This is a genomic window from Heliorestis acidaminivorans (assembly GCF_008933955.1).
Lineage (GTDB): Bacteria > Bacillota > Desulfitobacteriia > Heliobacteriales > Heliobacteriaceae > Heliorestis > Heliorestis acidaminivorans.
Genome location: NZ_WBXO01000001.1, coordinates 230,220 through 254,397 on the forward strand (window position 1 = coordinate 230,220; position 24,178 = coordinate 254,397).

The following is a 24,178-nucleotide window of genomic DNA, read 5'->3' on the forward strand; positions in this document are numbered from 1 at the left end:
CAACGTGGGCAACGTAAGACGCGTATCGGTCTTTTGGATACTATGATGTCCCATTGTTGTCCCTCTAAGTCTAGGTAACAATTGAGACAATATTGTATAACTTCCATAGGTCTGCCTCCACGTTGCACCAATTATTGGTAAGTGCTACTTTCATTGTATACAGATTGGCAATAAATGGTTAATCTTTGAGGAAAAAATCTGGATTTCCTACGTATACCCAAGCTTTTGTCATTCTTCGCCCTATGTATATACTTTCTTGTTGTCGATAGTATAGTTGTGGATTTTCAAAGAGACCTTCATAGTCATCTAAGATTTGCAAGTCCTTATCTGTCAATTGTTCCCATAAGATACCTTCAACTTCCCAGTTCCTATCTGGTAAAATGTAAGGGTAGCCATAAGGTGAAGGAAATTTTTTGTAACCTTTAAGTAAACTTTTAATAGGCTCCGATGGAATTCTTAACAGGAAGTCTTTAATTATCTCTGCTTTCATAAGTGTCCCATAAGTAAAAAGACGGTGATTCATAGCACTCTACCTCCTTATTGAAGGTATGCTTTTAACTATTGCGGATTAAGGCAAAAGCTTCACTGCGTGTTGCCTGGTTTTTCTGAAAAATGCCACGTACTGCCGATGTTACCGTGCGTGAGCCTGGTTTTTTTACACCACGCATAGTCATGCACATATGTTCTGCTTCAACTACGACTAATACACCTTGAGGATTTAGCTTTTTCATGATAGAATCTGCGACTTGAGAAGTAAGTCTTTCTTGTAATTGAGGGCGCTTGGCAAAGCCTTCTATGACTCGTGCCATTTTGCTTAGTCCTGTTATGCGTCCACCTTCCGGTATATAGGCAATATGTGCTACTCCATAAAATGGTAGCAAGTGGTGTTCACAGAGGGAATAGATGGGAATATCTTTAACAAGCACCATTTCTTCATGTTCTTCATTAAAGATTACTTCTAGATGTCTTTGGGGATCTTCTTCTAAACCACAGAGGATTTCATTGTACATACGAGCGACGCGGCGAGGCGTGTCCACTAAACCTTCACGGTTCGGATCTTCTCCAATAGCTTCTAACATCATACGGACAGCTACTTCGATTTTTTCTAAATCCATTTGAGTTCAACTCCTTTTTTTATTACACTGTTCAGCGATGGGCTTTATTGTTAAGCTAGCAAAGTATTACAAAAAGCCAAGCAGTCGATGTGTTTGTGGTATAATTCTTATATCGTCATGTTCTTCTAAAGCCCATGATTGGTATTTGTATAGTTCTGTTGGCACTACAATTGTTTTCCCCTCTTTATCGCTGATTGGTTGTAGTACTATAGGAAATCTTGGAGCTCTCTGCTGAACAAGCCTACTTGCTTGCACTAGTTCTTCTTGAGTTGTTTCCTTACTTACGACTATTTTTACATAGCCAGCCTTTTCTTTTATGCAATCTAAGAATTGTTCATGTTCAAGCCAGCGATTTTGTCCTGTTAACCCTGGAAGTTTTATGTCCATACTCACATAGTCTATACAATCTGCTATAGAGGCCATAGCCTCAAAAAGTGTTCCATTCGTTTCTAAGTAAAAAGGTGGTCGTTCTGGACCCCAGGCTTGTGCAAGTTGTGCTATATAACTAGCTGATAGTAGCGGTTCACCGCCTGTTAAACTTAGAGCATGAATCTTTCCATTTCTTTCTCTAATTATTTCTAGTATGTTAGAAATAGCGACGGGGTTTTCCCACTTTTCGAATTCTTTGCTTCCCCAGGCTTTTTCTACTTGGCAGAAGGCTAGGTCATCTTCTTTACTCCTAAGGGTATCACAGTAACGACAGTGGAGATTGCATCCTGAAAAGCGGATAAAGAGCTGTCGACAACCTAACCAAGGGCCTTCACCTTGCACTGATTCCATTATTTCTACTATATTGGCTTTTCCATCCAACAATGAGTTATTCAACTCCTCGTACTTTACATCGAGCTTGATAGATATCTTTCATTTCTTCAGCGTAGTGTACCATAATTCTATGTGCAAAATCTGCAGGATCGAGCTCACCAATTTCTGATAGAGATACAGTTGGAACAGGCGTCCCTTCAGTGCAAAGATTAAGACCTACATGAATCATTGTTGATACTGGTGTAAGTGTGGCAATTGATACTGAGAGCTTTAAGTTACCCTTATAATATATGTCATCGCCTTGTCGAGACAAAAAGTTAGCACCTTTTTTTTCTAATTCCTCTTTTATTAGGGCCATCAACAAGCGTTGACGAAGTACTGTTTTCTCTAAATCCATTTCAAAGTGTTCTATAATAAAGTGCAGCATTGCAGGACTGTAAATAGTTTCACCTTTTTGATAATCTTCTAAGTCTACCATTTTATCTAGCTCGACTTGACAGGGACCACAAAAAGCTATAATACTATCGCCTTGAATCTGAAAAAAGCGATATGCCCAAAGGGAGGATAGTTGACTTCCATCGTAACTTATCTTTTTGTCTATAAATTGTTTTTGCACTTTGCTTTCCTCCTTTTTAGGCGACTTCTAAGCTTCCATTGCTTCATTTTATCATGTCGATAAAGAAAATCAACATAAGGAGTATGATTAACTTATGACTGTTGAAGGCGCTTTTTTTACTCAGGAAAAAACATGTCCCATCTGTAGACAGATTTTTCAAGCGACGAGAGTGCGAAGTTCTTTTATACGCATTAGGGAACGAAAAGCTGATTTTATGATTATCTATGATGGTGTTAATCCTATTCATTATCAAATCTTCGTTTGTCCTAGCTGTTATTATGCTTCGCAAGAAAATAACTTTGATAGCCCTTACGGTGATACGAGTAAAGTGGCCCGTGAGCTTTTTCTCTTGCGGCAACAAGAACCGAATTTTTTAGGAGTCCGATCTTTGCCTGTAGTATTGCGTGCTTTTGAATTAGCCATTCGAACAGCCCAAATAAGCCAAGCACCAGCAAGCGTAAGTGCATCACTATACTTAAAATGTGCCTGGCTTGCGAGGGAAATGCAAGATGAGACGAGGTCACTTGTATTTATCAAGGAGTCTCTTAAATTGTATGAGAAGGCTTATGCCTCTGAACGTAGTGTTGGGAAAATGAGTAGCAGTACTCTCTCTTATTTAATCGGTGAGCTCTATCGTCAAATTGGTACGTATGATGAAGCTATTCGTTGGTTTTCTAGAACGGTTATGCAAAGTTCTGCTATCAAAAGTGAACCTGAAATTGAGCGGCTAGCGCGAGATCAATGGGCTCTAGCTAGAGAGCAATCTAAAGCACTAGGAAATGATAGTATTCCTAACGAGCAAAAGGATAGTACGGAAAAGGTTGAAAGCTCCTCTTCTTCTACGGTAGAACCTCCGATAAAAGAATCACCGGTAAGAAAAGCAAGAGGTCCTAAAGTTCGTTTGACGGCAACGCTCCATGAGGAACAAGTCACTTGGTTAAAGGAAATCTCTGCAACACCTTATCGTGAAAGCAAGACCTTCATGGAAAGAGAGGCTGTTCTAAGAGCTTTGATTGATGCCGCTATGGAAGTATATCCCTCTTTACAAGGCTTTTCTAATGAAGATGAGTTACGCGATCAGTTGATTGACAAAATGAAAAAGGGAAATGACAAAAAAGAAGCCGGGGCTTAGTCCCTGGCTTCTTTTTGACATTCTTCACAAAGGCCAAAAAATTTAAGTTGATGATCTTCAATCTTGAAGTTGTTCTTTTTCTGAATCGTCTGCTCTAAACTTTCTAATAGATCATCTTCAAACTCTTGAACTATCCCACAGCTATTACATATCAAGTGATGATGATGGTGCGTTCCGTCATCATCAGCAAATTCATAGCGCAGTCTTCCATCGCCAAAGTCCATTTTTAATAAGACATCGAGATCTGCTAGTAGCTCTAAGGTGCGATATACTGTAGCTAGGCCGATTTCGGGGTTTTTTTGCTTTACAATACCATAGACGTCTTCTGCACTTAAGTGCTCTTCATCATTAGCTAAGAGAGCTCGTAAGATAACTTGTCTTTGTGGTGTTAATTTGTATTCTTTTTTGTGAATCCTTGAACATATATCTTGAAAACGATCCATTTTGGGGACGCCCCCTGTCGATAATAATTTTTACATATCAATATTATACTTATATAAGATTATAGGTGTCAAACTTTCATGAAAAATGTTCATTATGGTTCAAGGCGAAATAAAACAATAGCTTGTAAGCTTTGAACAGTTGAGTGCTCGGTCTGTTCTTCTTCCTTTTTCACTATTTCAATAGAAAGCGCTTCTCCTACTTTGTGGTTCATTTGTCTGGCTATTTCTTCTGCTTCTATTCTTGCTTCTGCTATTAAAGCATCTAGGTTCGTAGTTTCATATTCTCCTTGCCAAGTTGACCTGCCTGTTACAGTAAGCAGAACTTTTTCTTCTTCAACTGCTGAAGCAGAATCTGCTGTATTAGGCGAAGGATCATGTTGTGATGATAGATAGAATGCTGTAAAAATAATGAATCCTAGAAAAACAGCTACAACTTTGTTAGCCCTGCTAGTGAGCAATTCAATGTCACCGTCCTGTTCAAATCTCGTCCTAAAGAAATGACTTGTTGAATAAAGTGTAGGCAAGGAGGTGGGAATGAAGTGGAGGAAAAAAGCGAGAAAAGGGTTGTAACTGTGACACCTTTGCTGATAGGAACCGGCCAGGCCCTTGTCTTATCGCTCCTCTTGTCTTTAGTCATCGTAACTACACTTTTCTTTACATCTGTTTCTGAATATTACGTAGCTCCATTTGTCCAGGGAGCTTTCGGTGTATGTGCTTTCTGGGCAGGACTAGTAACAGCTCGTCGAGCTGGCTCAAGAGGTTTGATATATGGTCTTCTGGCTGGTCTAGTTTTCTTCCTCATCACGTCACTAGGAGGTTATTTCTTACCAGAGGTTTCTTTTCCTATGACAGAATGGTGGAAAAAACTTGCTTATGCTTTAGTTGGTGGTATAACCGGTGGTGTAGTTGGGGTAGCTTGGAAAAAGTAAGTTTAATCTAGTACATGATAGCATACTTATAAGCAAAAAGCCAACGGGTCTCGTAGTCTTACCCGTTGGCTTTGTTTTTCTTTATTTTTCTTTTTTTCACTTTTAACGCCAAACTTTCAAAAGTAGGGTCCGTAAAAAGTTTGGTAGTCTAATGAAGTAAATTTTCATCATGATTCACCCTTTCTAATCACTCTACCTTTTGGAAATCCCTTGTTATTATATTTCTGACGTATAGATTCGGTGATTATAGACAAGCCAGTTTTGCATAAATAGAATGGCCGTAGCAGTCCATAAAGTTGCAAGCATGTGCCCTTCAACATGCCACAACGGTGCTAAGATACTCAACAGTAAAATTGAAGATGTTGCAGCTATAGCAGGCGAGCGAGTTAAAAGTAATGCTGATAAGGCTAGTGCCAGAGCTGTCTGACCTAATGGTGGTGCTAAGAAAAAAAGATAAGTACCTAAAGGGAGCCAACTATTGCCACCTCTACCTTGTAACAAAGGAGACCAGCCATGTCCAACCATAATGAGTGGCACAACTAGCCATAGGTAGAGCTCTGCGATCTGACTATGATATGCTAGTATAGCAATGATTAGACCTTTACCTGCTTCTATGAAGGTACTAAGAATCATCGCTTGTGAACCAGCTAAGCGCAAAAGTTTAGAAGGCCCTATTGATCCAGGACCATAATCTGATAAAAGTATTTGGTATTTGATTTTTCCTAGCCAATAGGTCAGAGGTAGTGATGCAGTTAAAAAGGCCAAAAAGAAAAATGCCAAAATGGTTAACAAAGCAACTACCTCCCAGATTTCGGTAGTAATGTCTATGCTTCCATTTTGACATCTATAACCTTTTTAGGTATATTTTGTTCTTTTTCTTTCGCTGCTAGGTCTCAACTTGAGTTGGTACTTGCGTACAGCGATCCATTCCTGTTCTACAGGCGGCACAGATAAATCTTCCGCAGTCTTTACAAACAGTTACATTAATCTGTTTCTTGTCTATGCAGTCATAACAATACATGGTGTCACAATGGCCACAAACAGCTCCCTGCGTACTTTTGGTTCCGCAGTTCTCACAAAAAGGAATTTGCAAGGATCTCACCTCCGCATGTATAGGTGACGCCTAGATGGTTATAATAGTAGCGAGGAAGTTCCCTGCCAGTGAGATGGTCCCTTACTGGATAGCCTAACCAGCGAAGAGGACTTCCTCTTACATATTGAACTTTTACACTTTTGCAGATAGTTTATTAATTATATAAGTTCTATAACCATCATCACTGAAAAAGAAACCCCTGTCAAGGAGGGGTTTCTTTCTATTTTATCATAATTTGGGAATTTTGATATTAGAAATCATAAATCCCGCCAATAGTAGCATTGCCGATGGAAAAAAGATAAGCGGTAAATGATCGCTGACAAGTGTGAAAATTGCCATTAATGGTCCTGCTACAGTAATCGGGATGCCGAGAAAATGAGTACTTATATTCATTATATTAAACTTCGCTAATCGAACAGCCCCACAAAGAGCAAATGTAATGGCTATAACGAGTCCTACAATACCGTAAGGTTCAGACATTATGGCGGCATAAACTAAAATGGCAGGTGCAACTCCGAAGGAAACTAGATCAGATAAAGAGTCTAGCTCTTTGCCAAAAGGAGATGTAACATCTAGTTTGCGTGCCACTTTTCCATCCATACCATCTAATACCATAGACAAGAGAATCATGACAGCGGCCAATCGAAAGTTTCCATCCATGGTGTAGACAAGAGATAGGATTCCTAATAATAAATTGGCCAAAGTAAAGGCGTTGGGAATGACCACTTTGTGATTCATTACGTAACCTCCGTGGTTAACTACTCCATAACAGCATTAACAAAAATTATATATAGATAGACTTTATTTTATCATTTTTCTGGTGCTGTTGAAAGATATCCTTTTGATGATTCCTCTTCAGCTTGTGGTTTCCATATTCCCTGAGATTCTTCCCATAGAAATAAAGTCCCATTCATCGCCTTTTCTTTCATGGTCCTGATCGTTATGGGAATAGAAGCATGAGCAATTCGCAAAGAGAGTCCACATCCATTACTTAGCTCACGAGGTGTTGGTATGATGAGACAGTCGATTTTGTTTTCTTCTAATATTTTTTCTCCCGCTATTGCTTCTTGTGTAGAATTAAAGATTATTAAGGGATATTTTTTTTTACGCCATAGTTCTTTTTTCGACATCTTCTCTTCCGTTAATTTCAGAATTAGACTTAGTTAAGTCCTAAAATTGTCTGATATTGTGAAAGGCCGTCTCTAGACGGCCTTTTGCAAGTATTTTTTAAGATAAAAACTTAGGGCAAAGTCCTATTCTTGCCAACTGTTAAGATATTTTTTCTGCTTTTCTGTTAATTCGTCTATTTCTATACCTAGAGCACTTAGACGCAACTGAGCTACTTTGCGATCAATTTCCTCAGGCACGGAATAAACTTCTGCTTTAAGTTGACTGCGCTCTTTTACCAGATAGTCAAGAGAAAGAGCTTGTAAAGCGAAGGTCAGGTCCATTACTTCTGCTGGATGACCATCGCCAGCAGCTAAGTTTACTAGTCGACCTTCACCTAAAAGATAAACCTTGCGTCCGTCTTGGAAAGTATACTCTTCAATATTATTACGAACTACTTTGACAGAAGTAGAAAGTTCTTTTAAGTCTTCTTTGTTAACTTCTACGTCAAAGTGTCCTGCATTAGATAAAATAGCTTTATCTTTAATAACTTCCAGGTGTTCTTTTCTGACAATGTCACGGTTTCCTGTGACTGTAATGAAAATATCACCGATTTTGGCGGCTTCCACCATGGGCATTACTTCATAGCCATCCATTAGTGCTTCATTAGCTTTGATTGGATCGATTTCTGTAACGACTACACGAGCATTTAAGCCTTGAGCACGAGCCGCTACACCTTTGCCACACCAACCGTATCCACCAACCACAACTACTTTACCACAGACAACAAGGTTAGTTGTTCTCATGATTGCATCCCATACTGATTGCCCTGTTCCATAACGATTGTCAAAAAGGTACTTCATCTGAGCATCATTAACAGCCATCATAGGAAATTGCAAAAGACCTTCACGAGCTAGAGCACGAAGTCGTAATATGCCTGTCGTTGTTTCTTCAGCACCGCCAATAATCTTTTTGGCTTGTTCTTGTCGCTCTGAATGCAATAAAGATACAAGATCTCCACCGTCATCAATGAGAATATCGGGATCAAAGTCTAGAGCTTTATTCAGATGTAATTTGTATTCTTCATCGCTAGCACCGTAACGTGCAAATGCTGTTACACCGTTTTGTACTAATGCGGCTACAACGTCATCTTGCGTAGACAGCGGATTAGATGCGCATACAGCCACTTCTGCACCTGCCGCTTGAACTGTCAATGCTAAGTAAGCAGTTTTAGCTTCTAGATGTAAGCAAATGACAGCTTTTTTTCCTGCTAGCGGTTTTTCTTCTGCAAATTTTCTTTTTAATTGGCTGAGTATGGGCATATGTTGCTCTACCCAGTCAATTTTTAATTGTCCTGATGGTGCTAGATTGATATCTCGAATCATTGATTCCACGAATGTAACCTCCTATATATTTTCATCCATACTGCTACCGCCGAATTGTACAGAATTCTCAATCGGTGTTGCAGGATGCAGTGGTTCAACTCCCGAAGGAACAGGTGGTGCTCCTTCATTTATATCTTGTGAAGGCTTGGTAGGTCCTTCATTAAAATCTAAAGAAGGTTTGTCATTCTTAGGTTGGGTAGGTTCTTGTGTTTGAGGCTTTTCTGGAGTGCTAGGTGTAGAAGTAGAAGGTCTTAGAGGAGGCGTCATAGGAGATGTTGGTGCTGTAGGATTTGAAGGCTTTGTTGGCGTTGCTTCAGTCCTACTATCGTTTTTCTTTTCTTGTGACTCTTTTTCTCCTGCACGCAACTCTTCTTTTAAGTCTTTACTTTGATCTTGGTTTATCTCATCATCTTCTAAATCTTCTTTTTGGGGGGCTTTTTGTACCGGTCGGTCATTCAAGACGATAGTACGCCCTTCTACAATGTCCGTATTAACTTCGCCAAGTAATAAGTCTTTTGTTGCTTTTTTGGCAACTGTAGGGTCTACTTGCCAGTAACTCACACCATTTAAGTCCAAAAAGTTGCCAGGTAGGGTATGGGAGAATATTTCTAACGAATTCCAATCTCGTGCCGTAAAAGCTAAAGCTAGCATATCGCTAACTCCTAAGTTTGTTTCTACTGCTTTAGACATCTGCGGGATTAATGTTGGTATTTTCCATAGATTGTTCATTTGTAAAGTTTCTTTGGCAAAGGCTTGTAAAAAATTTTGTTGTCTTTGTGTGCGGCTAATATCACCTAATGCGTCAGATCTAAATCTTACGTACTGTAAAGCTTTGTCTCCGTTAAGGCGCTGTAAGCCTTTTTGTAGGTCGATGCGGTCATAGGGATCGCCTTGATAGTAATACATTCTCCGTTCTACATCAATCTCTACGCCACCTAAAGTATCAACAATGTCTCGAAATCCCTCAAAGTTTGTTTTTACGTAGTAGTCTATAGAAACTCCCAGTAAATCTTCTACAGTTTTCTGAACAAGAGGAACTCCTCCGTAGAAATGGGCATTGTTGATTTTGTCTTGTCCGCGACCACTGATACTTACTCTCGTGTCTCTAGGAATAGACATTAAGGAAATACTGTTGTTCTGTCTATCTAAACTGGCAAATATAAGTGAATCAGTGCGACCTTCAACTTCTCCTGGTCTAGCATCTAGAGCTATCAACAATAAGTTAATACGATCTTTTTTCAGTATCTTGGCATCTTTGACATCACTTTCATCTACTTCTTCTGCTTGATGTTCTGGTTTATCTAGGCTGTTATGAAGTAGTGCATATGTTACTCCAGCTGAAAGGAGAAATAGGAACAACATGGCAAGCCCTAAAATTATTTTGGGATTCATTTCTTTTTTTCTACCCATAGGTTTGTCACCTCGTTATGTAAGGTTTCCCTAGTCATTATAAAACGTTGCTTAAATCAAAGCAAGAAAATGAAGGCATTACAGCCATAATATTAGAAAGTAAAAAATAGTGCCGACTGTAAAGATTAATGATAAAGGAGGATGCAGTGTGATTATTTATCTGCTGGTCTTAATTGTCTTGTTGTCTGTTTTTTGGATATTTACTTATAATAGCTTGATTAAATATCGCAATTGGGTTCGGGAGTCGTGGGCACAAATTGATGTACAATTAAAACGTCGTTACGATCTTATTCCAAACTTGGTGGAAACTGTGAAAGGCTATGCCAAACACGAACAAGAAACGTTAGAAAAAGTAATAAGAGCCAGGAACGATCTAGTGGGGACAGGTAAGTCGCCTCAAGAACGAGTAGATGCTGATATAGCTCTTACCAGTACTTTACGCTCTCTTTTTGCTTTAGCTGAAGCTTATCCCGATCTTAAGGCAAATCAAAACTTCATGATGCTCCAAGAAGAGTTAAGTGGCACAGAAAATAAAATCGCCTATGCTAGACAACTATATAACAATACTATCATGAAATACAATACAAAAATTCAATCTTTTCCTACCAATCTAATAGCCTCTTTTCATGGATTTACGGAAGAATCTATGCTTGAGATACCTGAGAGAGAGCGCGAGAATATACAAGTGCGTTTCTAATAAGTGAGGAGTAGTTTATGCTTCTTTATCAACAGATAGAAAAGAATAAAAGAAAAAGTGTTTTGATTGTTATCTTTTTTATTCTTTTTATTTTATTCTTAGGTTCTTTCCTAACCTATGCTTTAGAGGGTGACTGGCTTACAGGTGCTATCATATCATCAGTTGTAGCTCTCATCTATGTGGCCATTGTCTTAAGTCAATCTAATAGAATCGTTATGTCTATGAATCGGGCCCAAGAAATTAAGAGTAAAAGTGATCATCCCTTTCTTTGGAACACTGTAGAAGGCCTTTCTTTAGCTGGACGAATTCCTATGCCTAAAGTATTCTTAATCCATGATCCCTCACCAAATGCTTTTGCAGCCGGCTTAAATCCTGAGAATGCTTCTGTCGCAGTAACGACAGGACTCATGGACCGGTTAAATCGTGAAGAAATTGAAGCGGTCATAGCTCATGAAATCGCACATGTAAAAAACTATGACGTTCGACTAGCTACGATTGCTGTTGCCCTTGTATCTGCTATTTCTTTGATTAGTCATTTTGGAAGTCGTCTGCTTTTCTATGGTCGTCGAGGTCGCGGTAATCAACAAGCCGCTTTCCTCTTAATAGCTTTTGTTTTATTGCTTGTTGCACCTTTTGTAGCTCTTTTTATACAGCTTGCTCTTTCAAGAAACCGTGAATACTTAGCCGATGCCGACGGAGCAGCACTATGTAGAAATCCAGGGGCTTTAGCCAGCGCTTTGAAAAAGATTACGAGTAATCCCAATCCTGTTGAGGTCGCTAGTGATGCAACAGCTTCGCTCTATATAGCTGATCCCTTAAAAAAGAAAGTATCTTCTTGGTTTTCTACTCATCCTCCACCAGATCAACGCGTTGAAAGATTGTTGCGTATGTAATAAAGAGAGGCCCTCTCTGCCAGAACAGAGAGGGCCTCTCTTTACATTAATCTTAATATTTGGTTAAGTATTCTTCTACTTCCCAAGGATGAACGCTGATACGGAAGGAATCCCATTCATCGCGTTTTGCATCGACAAATCTTTCTGAAACGTGAGGTCCTAAAGCGGACTTGATAACTTCGTTTTTATCTAGCTCTTCAATAGCTTCAAAAAGGTTAGCTGGTAAGCTGTCAATGCCAAACTGGGCACGACGAGCTTGGTCCATGTGGTAGATATTCTCATCTACTGATGGCGGTGGTGTAATTTTGTTTTTGATGCCATCTAAACCTGCTTTGAGGCAAACAGCTAAGGCGAGGTAAGGGTTGCAGGATGGGTCTGGACTGCGTAATTCAACTCGTGTTGAGTTACCTCTCTTGGCAGGAATACGAATTAGTGGACTACGGTTGCGGCAAGACCAAGCTACATAGCAAGGAGCTTCATAACCAGGTACAAGGCGCTTGTAGGAGTTCACAGTTGGGTTGGTAACAGCAGCGAAGGAGCGAACGTGCTTGAGCAAACCACCAATGTAGTATTTGGCTTCTTCACTAAGCTGGTCTGGGGTAGAAGGATCATAGAAGGCGTTCTCTCCATCTTTGAATAAGGACATATTAGTATGCATGCCAGAACCATTGATTCCAAAGATTGGCTTAGGCATAAAGGTTGCATGTAGACCATGTCTTTGAGCAATAGTGCGTACGACAAACTTAAAAGTAACAATTTTGTCGGCTACGTCAAGAGCATCGGAGTATTTGAAATCGATTTCGTGCTGTCCAGCAGCTACTTCGTGGTGAGAAGCTTCAATTTCAAAGCCCATACGCTCTAAAGTTAGAACCATGTCTCGACGAGCATTCTCGCCCATGTCAACAGGTGTTAAATCAAAGTAGCCAGCTTTGTCGTGAGTTTTAGTTGTAGCTTTTCCTTCACTGTCAGTGAGGAAGAGGAAAAACTCAAGCTCAGGACCGACGTTCATGGTGTAACCCATTTCAGCGGCTTCTGCTAAAACGCTCTTAAGTACATTACGAGGATCTCCAATGAAAGGAGTACCATCTGGAGTATAGACGTCACAAATGAGACGAGCTACAGCACCATCTTGGGGACGCCACGGGAAGACAACAAAGGTGTTGGGATCGGGACGAAGGTACATATCTGACTCTTCAATACGAACAAAGCCATCAATGGAAGAACCATCGAACATTAACTCCCCATCTAATGCTTTCTCAAGCTGCTCTACAGGAATTGCCAGATTCTTCAAAACACCAAAGATATCGGTAAACTGTAAGCGGATGAATTTGACGTCCATTTCCTTACTTAAGCGAAGGACATCTTCTTTAGTATAGGACATGGTACTACCTCCTTGAGATAATTTTTTCAAATAAAAAAACACCTTCATACCTCTAAATAAGAGATTATGAAGGCGCCTTTGCCTAAATGTTAGTGGTCACGTCTGTGTGACCAGCTCTTGCTTCTGATATGATTATAAGGGACAAATAGGTATTTTGGCAAGAGGTAAAAATAAATTTTTACCAAATAATTTAGATAGTATTTTTATATAAGTAACTAAAATAGTTTGTTAAAAAAGTTGACTTACAAAACGAGGTGCTTCATACTTTTCTATTAGAGTACCATGCTCATAAAGCACACAAGTCATAAGGTTGCTTTTTTCTCCATACTCCCCTAATAGGGCTATCGTTTGAGATGAAGTGGCTTCTGAGTCTGGTAAAATCAAGTAAAAAGAATCTTTGTAATGATAGAGAGAACCTTCTTCTTTACCTATGTTCTTGAGGCGCTGGCACAATTCATAGAGATCTTCTAAATTAGAAAAAGAAAAGCACAGCTTATCGTCAATTAATGTTGCATCTTCGTTGATAGCTATACATTCTTGTTCTTGTACGTAGTAGCCACATTGGTTCAATATAACTATTACACCTTCAGGAACTAGTCCAATAGCTTCCACAGAAAAATCAATGTCTTCTTGTTCTAAATGATTAATTTGCTTCTTTTTAAGTTTTTTCATAATTGATAGAAAAAACTTTTGGGCACCTGCTGTGTTTTGCCAGAGATCTTTGATGTCAATATCATACTGTGTTAATTCGCTCGTAGAGACAAGGAGCTGTAATCTTTCTTGATCCATTTTTTCAATTTTCATAGCTCTCTTTTTCCCCTTTCCTTGTCTCATCGGTCTTAGCTTCTTCGAATAATTCGAATTGTTAGACAAATCAAAGTACAATCTCTTCTTCTTGTGACTATCATTATATGACAAAATATCTTTAAAGAAAAGTCTTTTTTCCGAATATTATATTTTTTTATATGTCTCTATATTTTTTCTTACACTTTCATTATAAATACTTTACAGATAAGCGTAAGAACTCATTTCTCACAATTTTTTAAAAAGGCAGTAAAAGTAGTATGGTAAGTCATACTACTTTTACTGCCTTTTTCATTTTTTTTGCCTTTTCTTTAGTCTTTTTTATTCTTCTACAGTACTTTTCCTTTGTGATTGTAAGGAACGATGAATAGCTATGGCAGCTTTAATTCCTTCGCTAACTGCTAAGACTAGCATTTGACTAGTGTCTACAATATCTCCTACAGCATAGATATTTTTTATATTCGTATCCATGAATTTTCCAACTTTTATATGGCCACTATGATTCGTTTCAAGATTTAACTTTTCTACTAATTGGTTATTAATGTTGTAGCCATAGGTTGACAAAGCTATTTCTGTTGGTCTTTTTTCTCCATTTTGGAATTCTATTTCTTCAAGTTTGCCTTTTACACCTTTTTGACCATGTAGTCGCTCTATTGGCTCAGTAATTACGTCGATGCTATATTCCTCTAGTGTTTTTTTGTGTTTCTCATAGCCTTCTAATTCTACACCGTTAGTAGCAATATAAATTTGATGGGTAAAATCTAGCAAGCCCAAGGCATTAAATATGGCTCTTTCATTGTGTCCAAAAACAACTGCTTTTTGTCCGCTAAATTCATAACTGTTACAGTCTAAGCAATAAAAAATAGAACGACCAGCAAAATCATAACGGTTTACAATCTCTGGTTGAATATCTTGAATACCTGTGGCCAGAACTAATCTACGACTCTGATACTCTGCACTGCTTGTGGTGATCAGAAATTCTTCTTCCCCAGGATGTTCAATTTTCACTACTTGACTCTTTACAATTTCTGCTCCGTATTTTTGTGCTTGTTCTCGTCCTAGTCTTAAGATATCTTTACCAGAAACACCTTGTGGAAAGCCAAGATAGTTGTGGAATTTAGGTACCCAAGAAGCTCTACCATCACCACCATCAAAGACAAGAACAGAGTAATTGTATCGTGCTAGCTGTATGGCCGTAGAAAGTCCTGCCGGCCCTGCTCCTATAATAACAGTATCAAATCGCAAGCTTTTGTCACCAGCCTCTTCTCGTTTCTTGTGACCTTATCTTGCCCTATCTAGAAAACATTATAGACGGAAAAAAAATCCCTAAGCATGATGGATAAGCTCTTTGAAAGACGTGCATGATCATCTATAGGAATCTTGTATATGCTTACAGGAAATGCAGTCTCGCTAAAAGGAGGGTTTGATGTGAGTCAGAGACCATTGCCGGATAAGTTTATCCCTGAAGATCTAGGATCGGCAACGAGAGTAGCTCTCGATGGACGATCGGAATTACATGGTTATGTTACTGAGAAAGGTGTTAAACCTCGTGATGTTGGTGCTCCTGAAACTACAAATTATACAACTCGTGGAGCACCTTGGGGAATTCGTCCTAGCCTTGTTGATATGACCAATGAAGTAGGGATAGATTTTGACAACTTTATAGATGGAATTGCCAAAGATCGTAGTGATACAGAAATGGCAGAAGAATTTGGCGTAACTCCCAAAACAATAGGCCACTTAAAAAACCATTTTTGGCGTTACGGTATCAATGATATTCAAGGGCAAGATTAAGTTGACTTTTTTTTCCATCATTCTAAAAGAGCACTGATTGCTTTTCTTTCAGTGCTCTTTATTTTGCTTTTCTCTGGACAAACTATTGATCAGGAGGTGTGGTTCTTTGGATTTGTATATGCCTCATCGTATGCTTTTTGAAAGTGAAGCTTATGATTACCCTCTAGGTCAAAAATTACTATCATTTGCTAAAGAGCATAAGATTCCTCACCGTACTATACCAGCTCATAATCGTGTAACAGGTCTTCCTGGAGCGAGTGCTCAGCAAAAATACAGTCAAGCCAAAAAGACTATTGTTGTCGGTCTAAAAAAAGATCTTCGTTTTCAGAGTTGCCGTCCTTCAGCGGACTACCAGTTTCCTCTCATGACTAGTTGTCCTGGTCATTGTGAGTATTGTTATTTACAAACTACTTTAGGTCAACGCCCTTATTTGCGAGTTTATGTAAATATTGAAGAGATTCTAGAGCAAGCTTCTAAATATGTGGAAAAAAACAGTCCATCTATAACCACTTTTGAAGTAGCTAGCTCTGGTGATCCCCTAAGTATTGAGCATTTAACAGGGTCACTAGGCCAGACTATTTCCTTTTTTGGACAATTACCTTTAGGTAGGTTACGCTTTGTTACTAAGTTTACTTATGTTGATCCTCTTTTATCTTTAGATCACCAAGGCCATTGCCGCTTTCGTTTCTCACTCAATAGTAATCGTGTTGTTGAGCACTTTGAGCACCATACAGCTTCTATTGAAGAGCGCATAGAGGCTTCTGTCAAAGTAGCTAAGGCTGGCTATCCTCTTGGTTTTATAATTGCACCTATAATGCTTTATCCAGGCTGGTTTGAAGAGTACGGGCAGATGATTGAGAAACTAAAAAAAGGCCTTGAAGAAGTCAAGACCTTTTCTGTACCCATATCTTTTGAGTTAATTCAGCATCGCTTTACCACAAAAGCAAAAAAAGTGATTCTCGAACGTTTTCCTGATAGCCAATTAGATCTCGAAGAAAGTCAACGTAAGTTAAAATTTGGCAAGTACGGGGTAAGTAAATACGTCTATAAAAAGGAAGAGGCTCAGCTAATTGAAGAAAAGTTGAGTGAACTTATATTAAAAGCTTTCCCAACTGCCACTATAGAATATTTTACTTAGATCTTAAGATCGAAAATTTATAAATTGTAGTTCAATAGTAAGATCTGCATTCTTTAAAAGTGCGATTACATTTTGTAGATCGTCCTTTTTTTTGCCACTTACTCGCAATTGATCATCTTGAATTTGTGTTTGTACTTTTATTTTGCTATCTTTAATTAGTTTGATAATTTCTTTAGCTTTTTCTTTGGAAATACCTTGGACAATATCTACTTGTTGCTTTACAGTATTTCCTGCTGAGTCTTCTACTTTACCGTATTGCAAAGCTCTAAGGGAAATTCCCCGCTTTACCATTTTGCTTTCTAAGATATCGGTAACATTTTTTAACTTATATTCGTCATCAGAAATTAGGACTATTTTGTCTTTTTCTTTGGTGATTTTACTTTTACTTCCTTTGAAGTCAAAGCGCTGTTCCATTTCTCGCACAGCTTGGTTAACAGCATTAGAAACTTCTTGTTCATCTACTTGTGATACAATGTCAAAACTAGCATCTTTCGCCATATTGATTCCGCCTCCTTGGTATCAAGAACGTACAAATTCTTTCTTTTCTACGTCTTTCCACCTTCCCATTAGGCCAAGATTTTCCCCGTTATAAATAATCTCAACAGCTCCGGCATTTCCCACATGGAGAAATACTTTTTCTTTACCATTAAAAGTCATTGTTTCACCAGCGTGCATGATGCCCTGGTATCGAGGAACTCCATCTTCTGTTACAGCTATCCAACTACGATCTTCGCGTATACGAATCGTAATATTAACACCATCTTCTTGTGTAACAATTTGTTGAGCTTCAGGCTGTACAGAGTTTTCCTTCTCTATCGCTTCACCAATAGTAGAGTTTCCATTAAGCGCTTCTTCTTGATTTGCTTCTCTGTCTTGTTTTGTTGTGGTGATTCTGTTTTCTGAAACTTGGTTATTGGCCCCATCGTCTGATAGAAGAGAAGGAATATAGAACAATCCGGCTAAAGTAACAATCGCTAAGCCATATCCAGTCATACGAATCATTGACTGGCCTCTCTTTACTGCCATCACTGTTCTTTCTGTTTCTTTATTCGATTCCACTTCTATAATTTCGGCAACTTCATCTTGGTAGTTATGCTTAAATTCTTGGATTAATGGCTCTGGATCGAGTCCAAGATATTTACCATAGGAACGCAAAAAGCCTATGGAGTAAACTCGACCTGGTAATTGGTCATAGTTTCCTTCTTCTAGTGCAATAAGATATTGCTTCCTGATATTCGTGTCACTTTCTGCTTGTTCTAATGAGATTCCTTTTCGCTCTCTTGCTTCTTGTAAGATCGATATGGTTCTCTTTGCGTTCATGAAAGGTTTGCCCCCCTTTCAAAGATTTTTATACCTAATATGCGTCACTGTGTGCATAAAAAAGTCTTTCCGATTCTATCATTACATATTGAGTTTATAGACTAGTTAATTATGGTATTATCACTAAAAAACATTAAACCTATTCCAATAGATCAAATGATAGTATATCATTTTTCAAAAGAAACTGTCAAAAATCGAGTTATTTATTAAGTACTACTCTATATTATCTATTAGCTGATCTTGATTGATTATTTTTTCCATTTGCTCTTCTAACCAATAAGAAAGTCCTTCTTCTTCTACCATTAAGCTATCTTCTCTTTCTTCAGGGAAAAGCTGATCATCCTCAACCTCTTCATCTAAGCTAGGAGATCGAAGTAATTCAAAAAGCATTACAAAGCTAGTACCATCTTCTCTATTTTCTAGAGAAAGTATGTCATAATAGGCTGGATCATTAACAAATACGTAAAGTGCACGGTTTTGAAAAAAGTAATCAATTGTTTCTTCTTTTTCCAAGAAGTCTTCTGCTTCGATGATCGTAACTTGCATCCCCTGACGATGTCCTATGCGTTGTATAGCTTCTCGAACTAAATCGTTATAGTATCCATAGGGGGATTCCCCGGGTGCCATAATAGCTCCGATTAAGGTTGGAGCAGAATTAACAACTACTGCTTCTAGGTCTGCATCAGAGTCTACAGCTTTACCCTGGCATCCTAGAAGCAATAGCGAAAGAATTATGAGTAAGAAAAGGATTTTATGGCTTTTCCTTTTTTTTACCCCCATTTTTCTTCCCCCTTTTCTTCGTTACGTTGCCTTGTTCTGTGACATACCGTACTTTGCTTCAAATTGTGCTTTGCTAATTAAAATTTCTCTTGGCTTACTACCTTCATAGCCTCCCACAATGCCGTGCTGTTCCATCATATCAATTAATCGTGCCGCTCTTGCATAGCCGATACGTAGTCTACGTTGTAGCATGGAGATAGACGCCTGTCCATTATCAAGTAGAACTTGTACTGCCTGTAAAAATAGCTCGTCATCTTCTTCTATTACTGTTTCTTGCTGTTCTTGTGCTTTTATAATACCTTCTTGATATTCTGGTAGTCCTTGTCCTTTTAGGTATTCCACTAGATCTTCTACTTCTTTGTCCGATACATAGCATCCTTGTACCCTTAAAGGTTTATTTGCACCAACGGGATAAAAGAGCATATCACCTCGGCCCATTAGCTTTTCGGCACCAGCTTGATCTAAGATGGTACGGGAGTCTGTCTGAGAGGAAACAGCAAAAGCTATTCTAGAAGGAATGTTTGCCTTAATTATTCCAGTGATTACGTCTACGGACGGTCTCTGAGTAGCTACGACAAGATGAATTCCTGCCGCGCGAGCCATTTGAGCTAGTCGACAGATAGCATCTTCTACATCGACAGCTGAAACCATCATTAAGTCGGCTAATTCGTCAATCAGCACAACTATGTAAGGTAAAGCTGGTTCTGTGCTATCTGGTGTTTCTTGTCCTTTTAATTGATTATAGCGTGTGATTTCTTTGACACCAGCACTGGCAAACAATTCATAGCGATTCTCCATCTCGTTGACAATCCACTTTAGTGTTGTTGCGGCTTTTTTTGCATCAGTTACTACTGGGGCAATCAGATGAGGAATGCCGTTATATTGAGTAAGTTCTACCATTTTGGGGTCGATCATGAGAAATTTTACTTCTGTAGGTTTGGCTTTAAAAAGAATACTGCAGATTAAACTGTTCATACAAACACTTTTGCCTGCTCCTGTAGCACCAGCAATCAATAAGTGGGGCATACGATTTAGTTCTGCTACAATCGGTGTGCCCGCAATATCTTTTCCTAAAGCTATGGTAAGTTTAGAGGGTGCTTGAAGAAACTCTGGACCTTCCAAAACTTCCCTAAAAGTAACGGGACTGATTTCTTTATTCGGTACTTCAATACCGACAGCGGCCTTACCTGGAATAGGCGCTTCTATACGCACTGATCCTGAAGCCATGGAAAGGGCTATGTCATCAGCTAGGTTAATAATTTTGGAGACTTTTATACCAGGAGCTGGCTGTATCTCATAGCGCGTAATAGATGGACCTCGACTTACTTGTGTTACTTTGACCCGTACTCCGAAGCTTTCTAATGTTTCTTCTAAGACTCTTACTTTCTCGGTAATGTCTTGATTTAACCGTGGACTTTTTACTCTCAAGGAACGATTTAAGATAGTTATAGGTGGCAAGAGGTATTCAGTTGCACTAGTAGAAGTTACGGTCGCTTCGATCTGACTCTTAGGAAGCACCTTCTCTTCTACTTCAGGTGTCGCCACTTGTGCTTGACTTTTTGCCTCTTCTTGTGCCAGGGTAAGTTCTAATTGTTCAGTATTTTTGTAATCTACATATTCTACATCATCAAATTTAGATGATTCTTGTTCAAGTGGTGTTACCTGTTCTTCTACATTTTCGTAAGTTTCTACATTTTTGTAGTTACCATTTTCTTCAGTCCACTGTCGTTCTTCATCTCTGTGATCGATAATAATCAAGTTGTTCTCTTCTTCTTGCTCTCGTTCCTCTACCTTTTTACGACTATTTTTCTTGTTAGTCTTGTTTTTGGTCGGTAATTTTTCTTCTTCGTCTACTACTGTAAATAGCACTTTATTAAGAGAACCTTTGGAGTTCTTAAAACCTTGTTGAAATCTTTTGAATAGACTTTTTGCAATTTTTACTAGTGATAAGTCAAAAGCAAGAAGAACAGATGCTATAATCAAGGTTGCTAAAACTACGTATGTTCCTATGATTCCAAAAAGTGTTTTAAGTACGATAACAATGGAAGCACCAATTATTCCACCACCCTGACCTTGCATACCTGCTTGCCAGTCTGATAATCCTGCAGGTAGTTGAAGGTGGAAAAAAGTAAGTAGCATTAGATAAGCTACAAGGAAGGCAAATGTTTTTTTGTTGATGATTGCCGCTCTAGCTCTCTCTATCATTACTTTGATGCCCACATAAGCTAAAAATATAGGTATGAAAATTTTGCCATTGCCTGCTAAGGCGCTTAATATAGTAACTAAAAATTGACCAATAGCTCCTGAGCCTGATGAGGAGATGAAGAGCGGATCTGTTGTTACGGTAAAAAGACTTATTATGGAAAATATCGCAAAAGAAACTATGGTAAGCCCTGCTATTTCGTACTTTAAGTCTTCTTTCAGTTGTTGAAACATATTAGCCATGCCATCACCTTAACTTATTAAGGGCTATTCCTCAACAAAGGAAAGCCATCCCTAGCGGGCTGGCTCTCTTTGTTGACCCTCTTTAATCAGGGAGAACTGTTCTTCCAGGTTGTAGTTGGGGATCTAAAAAATCTTGAGGGTCCGTGCTAAGGATCCTTGTTAGTTCATAGTGGCCATCTTCTTTTTTGTAACCCATAACAGACTTGCCTTTATACGTGATGTTAGACATCTCTGGAACAGAGGGTTCTAAGCCTTTTAATACCATTTCAGCAGGCAAAGGGGTGTAGATGATCATTGAATCATCGCCCCGTTCTTTTTACCCTCTTCAATAAGGCTTTCTAACTTCTTAACGGCCTCACTAATTCCACCAACAGAATCAATTAATCCATTATCTACAGCTTCTTTCCCTACTACAACGGTTCCTATATCTCTTGTTAATTCGCCAGTTCTAAACATTAACTCTTTGAACTTCTCTGAAGAAATGGAGGAGTTAGCAGTTACAAAAGCAATTACTCGATCTTGCATTTTCTCAAGATACTCAAATGTTGCCGGTACTCCTATCACCAGACCTGTTAATCGAATTGGATGAATGGTCATAGTGGCTGTAGAAGCAATCATGGCGTGATCAGCTGAAACAGCGATGGGCACACCTATGGAGTGACCTCCTCCAAGAACAAGAGAAACAGTGGGCTTAGAAAGACTTACGATCATTTCGGCAATGGCCAGACCTGCTTCAACATCGCCGCCGACTGTATTCAAAACGATCAATACACCTTCAATATCCTTATTCTGTTCTAGTGCTACTAATTGCGGGATGATGTGTTCGTATTTCGTCGTTTTGTTCTGTGGCGGAAGGATCATGTGACCTTCTACTTGACCAACAATAGTCAGACAGTGAATGTTGCTTTTTGTAGAGGGAACTTCTGTTTCGCCTAACTCCTTGATCGGTTCTATGGCTTTAGATTTTTCGTGATCATCTTTTGTTGGTGATTGAGTTTCAAAGTTTTGTTCGACCATGATTATGGGATGTCCTCCTTCTAGGGGCACATTTTTAATAGTTTCAACCCTTTCCGGAGGACTTATACTATACTTCCATAATAATAGGTAAAATCATTGGCCTTCTTCTAGTTTTTTCGTAGAGAAACTTAGATAATACGTCTCGTACATTTGTTTTGATTGCTGCCCATTCTGTTGCTTTGCGTTCATCTGATTTTTCTAGGGCTTGCTTTACTTTGATCTTTGCTTCTTCCATTAACTCTTCAGCTTCTCTTACATAGACAAAGCCTCTAGAGACCATATCTGGACCTGCTACAACTTGTCCTGTCTCTTTGCTAATGGTAAGGACGACAATAAGAATACCATCTTGTGATAATTGACGTCGATCTCGTAACACTATATTACCTACGTCTCCGACTCCTAATCCATCAACTAGGATTCGACCAGCCGTTACTTTCGACGTGATGGCTCCTTTTTGGCTAGAGACTTCTAGAACCTGACCGTTTTCTAAGATAAAAATATTCTCATCTGCTAAGCCTAATTCTTTAGCTAGCTTAGCATGCAGGACTAGCATCCGATATTCACCTTGGATCGGCATAAAGTATTTGGGCTTAATCAGGTTCAGCATCATTTTCAGCTCTTCTTGACTAGCATGTCCAGATACATGAACATTGGCCGATTCATGATAGACATCAGCACCCATGCGCACTAAGGCATCAACAGTTCTAGCAATCGTTTTCTGATTGCCGGCACCGGGATTAGAAGAGATGATAACAGTATCACCTCTTTGGTAGGTTATCTGTCGCCCATCACCCCAAGATCCACGTGTGAGCGCTGATAAAGGTTCTCCTTGATGGCCTGTCGTCATTAAAACGACTTCATTGTTGGGAATTTGTTGCCATTGTTCAGGATCTACAAGAAGGCCCGGCGGCACATCTAAGTAACCATGTTGGTAAGCTACATCGAGTACGTTGCGCATCGATTTACTTATAATTGCGATCTTTCGATTGTATTTAGCGGCAACCCAAAAAGTTTGTTGTATTCTATAAAGACTAGAAGGAAAAGTCGTTATAATGATACGACTTTTGGAGAGTCGAAAAATTTCTTCTATTTTCTCATAAAGAGCTCGTTCCGATGGTGTAAAACCTGTCCTCTCTGCATTGGTGGAGTCAGAAAGCAAGGCCAGAACACCTTTTTCACCTAATTGTGATAGGCGATAATAGTCCGATAATTGACCATCTACGGGGGTCTGATCGAATTTGAAGTCTCCTGTATATAAGACCGTTCCAGCTGAAGTGTGAATTACTACGGCCGCTGAGTCTGGTATGCTGTGGCAAAGTCGCAAAAGTTCTACGCGAAAAGGTCCTATTTTTTCGATTTCTCTAGGTTTAAGTGCATGAAAGGTTGCGTTAGTTTGAATGGCTTGTTCTTTTAATTTGTTCTGGGCCAGTGCTAAGGTTAATCGAGTACCATAAACGGGAACGGAAAGATCTTTTAATATATATGGTAAAGCACCTATGTGATCTTCGTGGCCATGAGTTAAGATAATTCCTTTGATGGCATTTTTGTTTTCCGTTAGGTAGGAAATATCAGGAATGACAGCATCAATTCCTAGCATCTCATCTTCAGGAAACATAAGGCCGCAGTCGATGATCAACAGATCTTGATTCACTTTAATTACAGTCATATTTTTACCGATTTCACCAAGACCGCCAAGCGGAATAATGGTTACTTTATCATTAATAGCCATAGCAGACCTCCTTAATAGCAACATTGATGGAATCATAACAACCCCACCCCAATCGGGGAAGGGTGCTTGTACTTCCTCGTTAAGATTTTTAGATTATCTGGCCCCGCCGCCTCTTATAGCCTTTACAGGAATCCCTATAACCGTACAACCCATTCTGTATCATTATACAAGCTCTCTGTTGGATATAC

At 39.0% G+C, this 24,178-nt stretch carries 28 protein-coding genes; 6 read left to right on the top strand and 22 right to left on the bottom strand.

What is annotated here, in order from left to right:
* Window positions 1-178: 178 nt before the first annotated feature.
* From F9B85_RS01065 to F9B85_RS01080, 4 genes are all read right to left on the bottom strand, one after another.
* On the bottom strand, window positions 179-523 hold the full coding sequence (locus tag F9B85_RS01065; protein WP_151617760.1) for a gamma-glutamylcyclotransferase family protein: 345 nt from the start codon (window positions 521-523) through the stop codon (window positions 179-181).
* A gap of 31 nt (window positions 524-554) precedes the next feature.
* A complete protein-coding gene (folE, locus tag F9B85_RS01070; RefSeq protein ID WP_151617761.1) occupies window positions 555-1,115 on the bottom strand; it encodes a GTP cyclohydrolase I FolE in 561 nt (186 codons plus the stop codon).
* Between the two features lie 66 nt (window positions 1,116-1,181).
* Window positions 1,182-1,928, bottom strand: a complete 747-nt coding sequence (locus F9B85_RS01075; RefSeq protein WP_151617762.1) for a 7-carboxy-7-deazaguanine synthase QueE — start codon at window positions 1,926-1,928, stop codon at window positions 1,182-1,184.
* 4 nt (window positions 1,929-1,932) lie between these two features.
* A complete protein-coding gene (locus F9B85_RS01080) occupies window positions 1,933-2,493 on the bottom strand; it encodes a DUF366 family protein (protein ID WP_151617763.1) in 561 nt (186 codons plus the stop codon).
* A 94-nt stretch (window positions 2,494-2,587) separates the two neighbouring features.
* Here F9B85_RS01080 and F9B85_RS01085 point away from each other — a divergent pair, with 94 nt between their 5' ends.
* Window positions 2,588-3,625: a DUF2225 domain-containing protein gene (locus tag F9B85_RS01085; protein WP_151617764.1), complete on the top strand. Its 1,038-nt coding sequence runs from the start codon at window positions 2,588-2,590 to the stop codon at window positions 3,623-3,625.
* On the opposite strand, the gene F9B85_RS01090 is transcribed toward F9B85_RS01085, so the two are convergent.
* Together F9B85_RS01090 and F9B85_RS01095 are read right to left on the bottom strand one after the other, a co-directional pair.
* On the bottom strand, window positions 3,622-4,068 hold the full coding sequence (locus F9B85_RS01090) for a Fur family transcriptional regulator (RefSeq protein WP_151617765.1): 447 nt from the start codon (window positions 4,066-4,068) through the stop codon (window positions 3,622-3,624). The two genes, F9B85_RS01085 and F9B85_RS01090, sit on opposite strands and share 4 nt — an antisense overlap.
* A gap of 92 nt (window positions 4,069-4,160) precedes the next feature.
* Window positions 4,161-4,526 (bottom strand): hypothetical protein, encoded by a 366-nt coding sequence (locus tag F9B85_RS01095; RefSeq protein ID WP_151617766.1) that lies wholly within the window; start codon window positions 4,524-4,526, stop codon window positions 4,161-4,163.
* 81 nt (window positions 4,527-4,607) lie between these two features.
* Between F9B85_RS01095 and F9B85_RS01100 the strand changes: the two genes are divergently transcribed.
* A complete protein-coding gene (locus tag F9B85_RS01100) occupies window positions 4,608-4,997 on the top strand; it encodes a TIGR04086 family membrane protein (RefSeq protein ID WP_170270065.1) in 390 nt (129 codons plus the stop codon).
* 216 nt (window positions 4,998-5,213) lie between these two features.
* Here F9B85_RS01100 and F9B85_RS01105 read toward each other — a convergent pair whose 3' ends face one another.
* The 6 genes from F9B85_RS01105 to F9B85_RS01130 all read right to left on the bottom strand — a co-directional run bounded on the left by F9B85_RS01105 (window position 5,214) and on the right by F9B85_RS01130 (window position 9,992).
* Window positions 5,214-5,789, bottom strand: coding sequence for a glycerol-3-phosphate acyltransferase (locus F9B85_RS01105; protein WP_170270067.1), 576 nt, complete (start codon window positions 5,787-5,789; stop codon window positions 5,214-5,216).
* A gap of 94 nt (window positions 5,790-5,883) precedes the next feature.
* Window positions 5,884-6,090, bottom strand: coding sequence for a hypothetical protein (locus F9B85_RS01110; RefSeq protein ID WP_151617769.1), 207 nt, complete (start codon window positions 6,088-6,090; stop codon window positions 5,884-5,886).
* Between the two features lie 228 nt (window positions 6,091-6,318).
* On the bottom strand, window positions 6,319-6,828 hold the full coding sequence (pssA, locus tag F9B85_RS01115) for a CDP-diacylglycerol--serine O-phosphatidyltransferase (RefSeq protein WP_151617770.1): 510 nt from the start codon (window positions 6,826-6,828) through the stop codon (window positions 6,319-6,321).
* 71 nt (window positions 6,829-6,899) lie between these two features.
* Window positions 6,900-7,220: a putative Se/S carrier protein gene (locus F9B85_RS01120; protein ID WP_151617771.1), complete on the bottom strand. Its 321-nt coding sequence runs from the start codon at window positions 7,218-7,220 to the stop codon at window positions 6,900-6,902.
* 123 nt (window positions 7,221-7,343) lie between these two features.
* Window positions 7,344-8,582, bottom strand: a complete 1,239-nt coding sequence (locus tag F9B85_RS01125) for an adenosylhomocysteinase (RefSeq protein ID WP_151618335.1) — start codon at window positions 8,580-8,582, stop codon at window positions 7,344-7,346.
* A gap of 21 nt (window positions 8,583-8,603) precedes the next feature.
* Window positions 8,604-9,992, bottom strand: a complete 1,389-nt coding sequence (locus tag F9B85_RS01130; RefSeq protein WP_243138021.1) for an LCP family protein — start codon at window positions 9,990-9,992, stop codon at window positions 8,604-8,606.
* A 148-nt stretch (window positions 9,993-10,140) separates the two neighbouring features.
* Between F9B85_RS01130 and F9B85_RS01135 the strand changes: the two genes are divergently transcribed.
* Together F9B85_RS01135 and htpX are read left to right on the top strand one after the other, a co-directional pair.
* Window positions 10,141-10,689 (top strand): LemA family protein, encoded by a 549-nt coding sequence (locus tag F9B85_RS01135; protein WP_243138022.1) that lies wholly within the window; start codon window positions 10,141-10,143, stop codon window positions 10,687-10,689.
* 17 nt (window positions 10,690-10,706) lie between these two features.
* Complete coding sequence (htpX, locus tag F9B85_RS01140; RefSeq protein WP_151617772.1) at window positions 10,707-11,582, top strand: zinc metalloprotease HtpX; 876 nt, start codon at window positions 10,707-10,709, stop codon at window positions 11,580-11,582.
* 52 nt (window positions 11,583-11,634) lie between these two features.
* On the opposite strand, the gene glnA is transcribed toward htpX, so the two are convergent.
* From glnA to F9B85_RS01155, 3 genes are all read right to left on the bottom strand, one after another.
* Entirely contained in the window at window positions 11,635-12,963 is a 1,329-nt protein-coding gene (glnA, locus tag F9B85_RS01145; RefSeq protein ID WP_151617773.1) for a type I glutamate--ammonia ligase, read from the bottom strand.
* A 228-nt stretch (window positions 12,964-13,191) separates the two neighbouring features.
* Window positions 13,192-13,767, bottom strand: a complete 576-nt coding sequence (locus F9B85_RS01150) for an adaptor protein MecA (protein WP_170270068.1) — start codon at window positions 13,765-13,767, stop codon at window positions 13,192-13,194.
* Between the two features lie 321 nt (window positions 13,768-14,088).
* Complete coding sequence (locus F9B85_RS01155; RefSeq protein ID WP_151617775.1) at window positions 14,089-15,012, bottom strand: NAD(P)/FAD-dependent oxidoreductase; 924 nt, start codon at window positions 15,010-15,012, stop codon at window positions 14,089-14,091.
* A 183-nt stretch (window positions 15,013-15,195) separates the two neighbouring features.
* On the opposite strand from F9B85_RS01155, the gene F9B85_RS14685 reads away from it, so the two are divergent.
* Window positions 15,196-15,561, top strand: a complete 366-nt coding sequence (locus F9B85_RS14685) for a hypothetical protein (protein ID WP_243138023.1) — start codon at window positions 15,196-15,198, stop codon at window positions 15,559-15,561.
* A gap of 106 nt (window positions 15,562-15,667) precedes the next feature.
* A complete protein-coding gene (splB, locus tag F9B85_RS01165) occupies window positions 15,668-16,699 on the top strand; it encodes a spore photoproduct lyase (protein WP_243138024.1) in 1,032 nt (343 codons plus the stop codon).
* A gap of 3 nt (window positions 16,700-16,702) precedes the next feature.
* On the opposite strand, the gene F9B85_RS01170 is transcribed toward splB, so the two are convergent.
* The 7 genes from F9B85_RS01170 to F9B85_RS01200 form a co-directional block, all read right to left on the bottom strand.
* Window positions 16,703-17,197, bottom strand: a complete 495-nt coding sequence (locus tag F9B85_RS01170; protein WP_151617776.1) for a YajQ family cyclic di-GMP-binding protein — start codon at window positions 17,195-17,197, stop codon at window positions 16,703-16,705.
* Between the two features lie 21 nt (window positions 17,198-17,218).
* Window positions 17,219-18,019, bottom strand: coding sequence for a helix-turn-helix domain-containing protein (locus F9B85_RS01175; RefSeq protein ID WP_151617777.1), 801 nt, complete (start codon window positions 18,017-18,019; stop codon window positions 17,219-17,221).
* A 213-nt stretch (window positions 18,020-18,232) separates the two neighbouring features.
* Window positions 18,233-18,799, bottom strand: a complete 567-nt coding sequence (locus tag F9B85_RS01180) for a hypothetical protein (protein ID WP_151617778.1) — start codon at window positions 18,797-18,799, stop codon at window positions 18,233-18,235.
* Window positions 18,800-18,820: 21 nt separating this feature from the next.
* Window positions 18,821-21,235, bottom strand: coding sequence for an FtsK/SpoIIIE family DNA translocase (locus F9B85_RS01185; RefSeq protein WP_151617779.1), 2,415 nt, complete (start codon window positions 21,233-21,235; stop codon window positions 18,821-18,823).
* Between the two features lie 91 nt (window positions 21,236-21,326).
* Window positions 21,327-21,539, bottom strand: coding sequence for a YlzJ-like family protein (locus tag F9B85_RS01190; RefSeq protein ID WP_151617780.1), 213 nt, complete (start codon window positions 21,537-21,539; stop codon window positions 21,327-21,329).
* A complete protein-coding gene (locus F9B85_RS01195; protein WP_151617781.1) occupies window positions 21,536-22,261 on the bottom strand; it encodes a ClpP family protease in 726 nt (241 codons plus the stop codon). The genes F9B85_RS01190 and F9B85_RS01195 overlap by 4 nt, the downstream gene beginning before the upstream one ends.
* 67 nt (window positions 22,262-22,328) lie before the next feature.
* The gene (locus F9B85_RS01200; protein WP_151617782.1) at window positions 22,329-23,990 is read right to left on the bottom strand and encodes a ribonuclease J; all 1,662 of its coding nucleotides are present in this window, start codon (window positions 23,988-23,990) and stop codon (window positions 22,329-22,331) included.
* Window positions 23,991-24,178 lie beyond the last annotated feature (188 nt).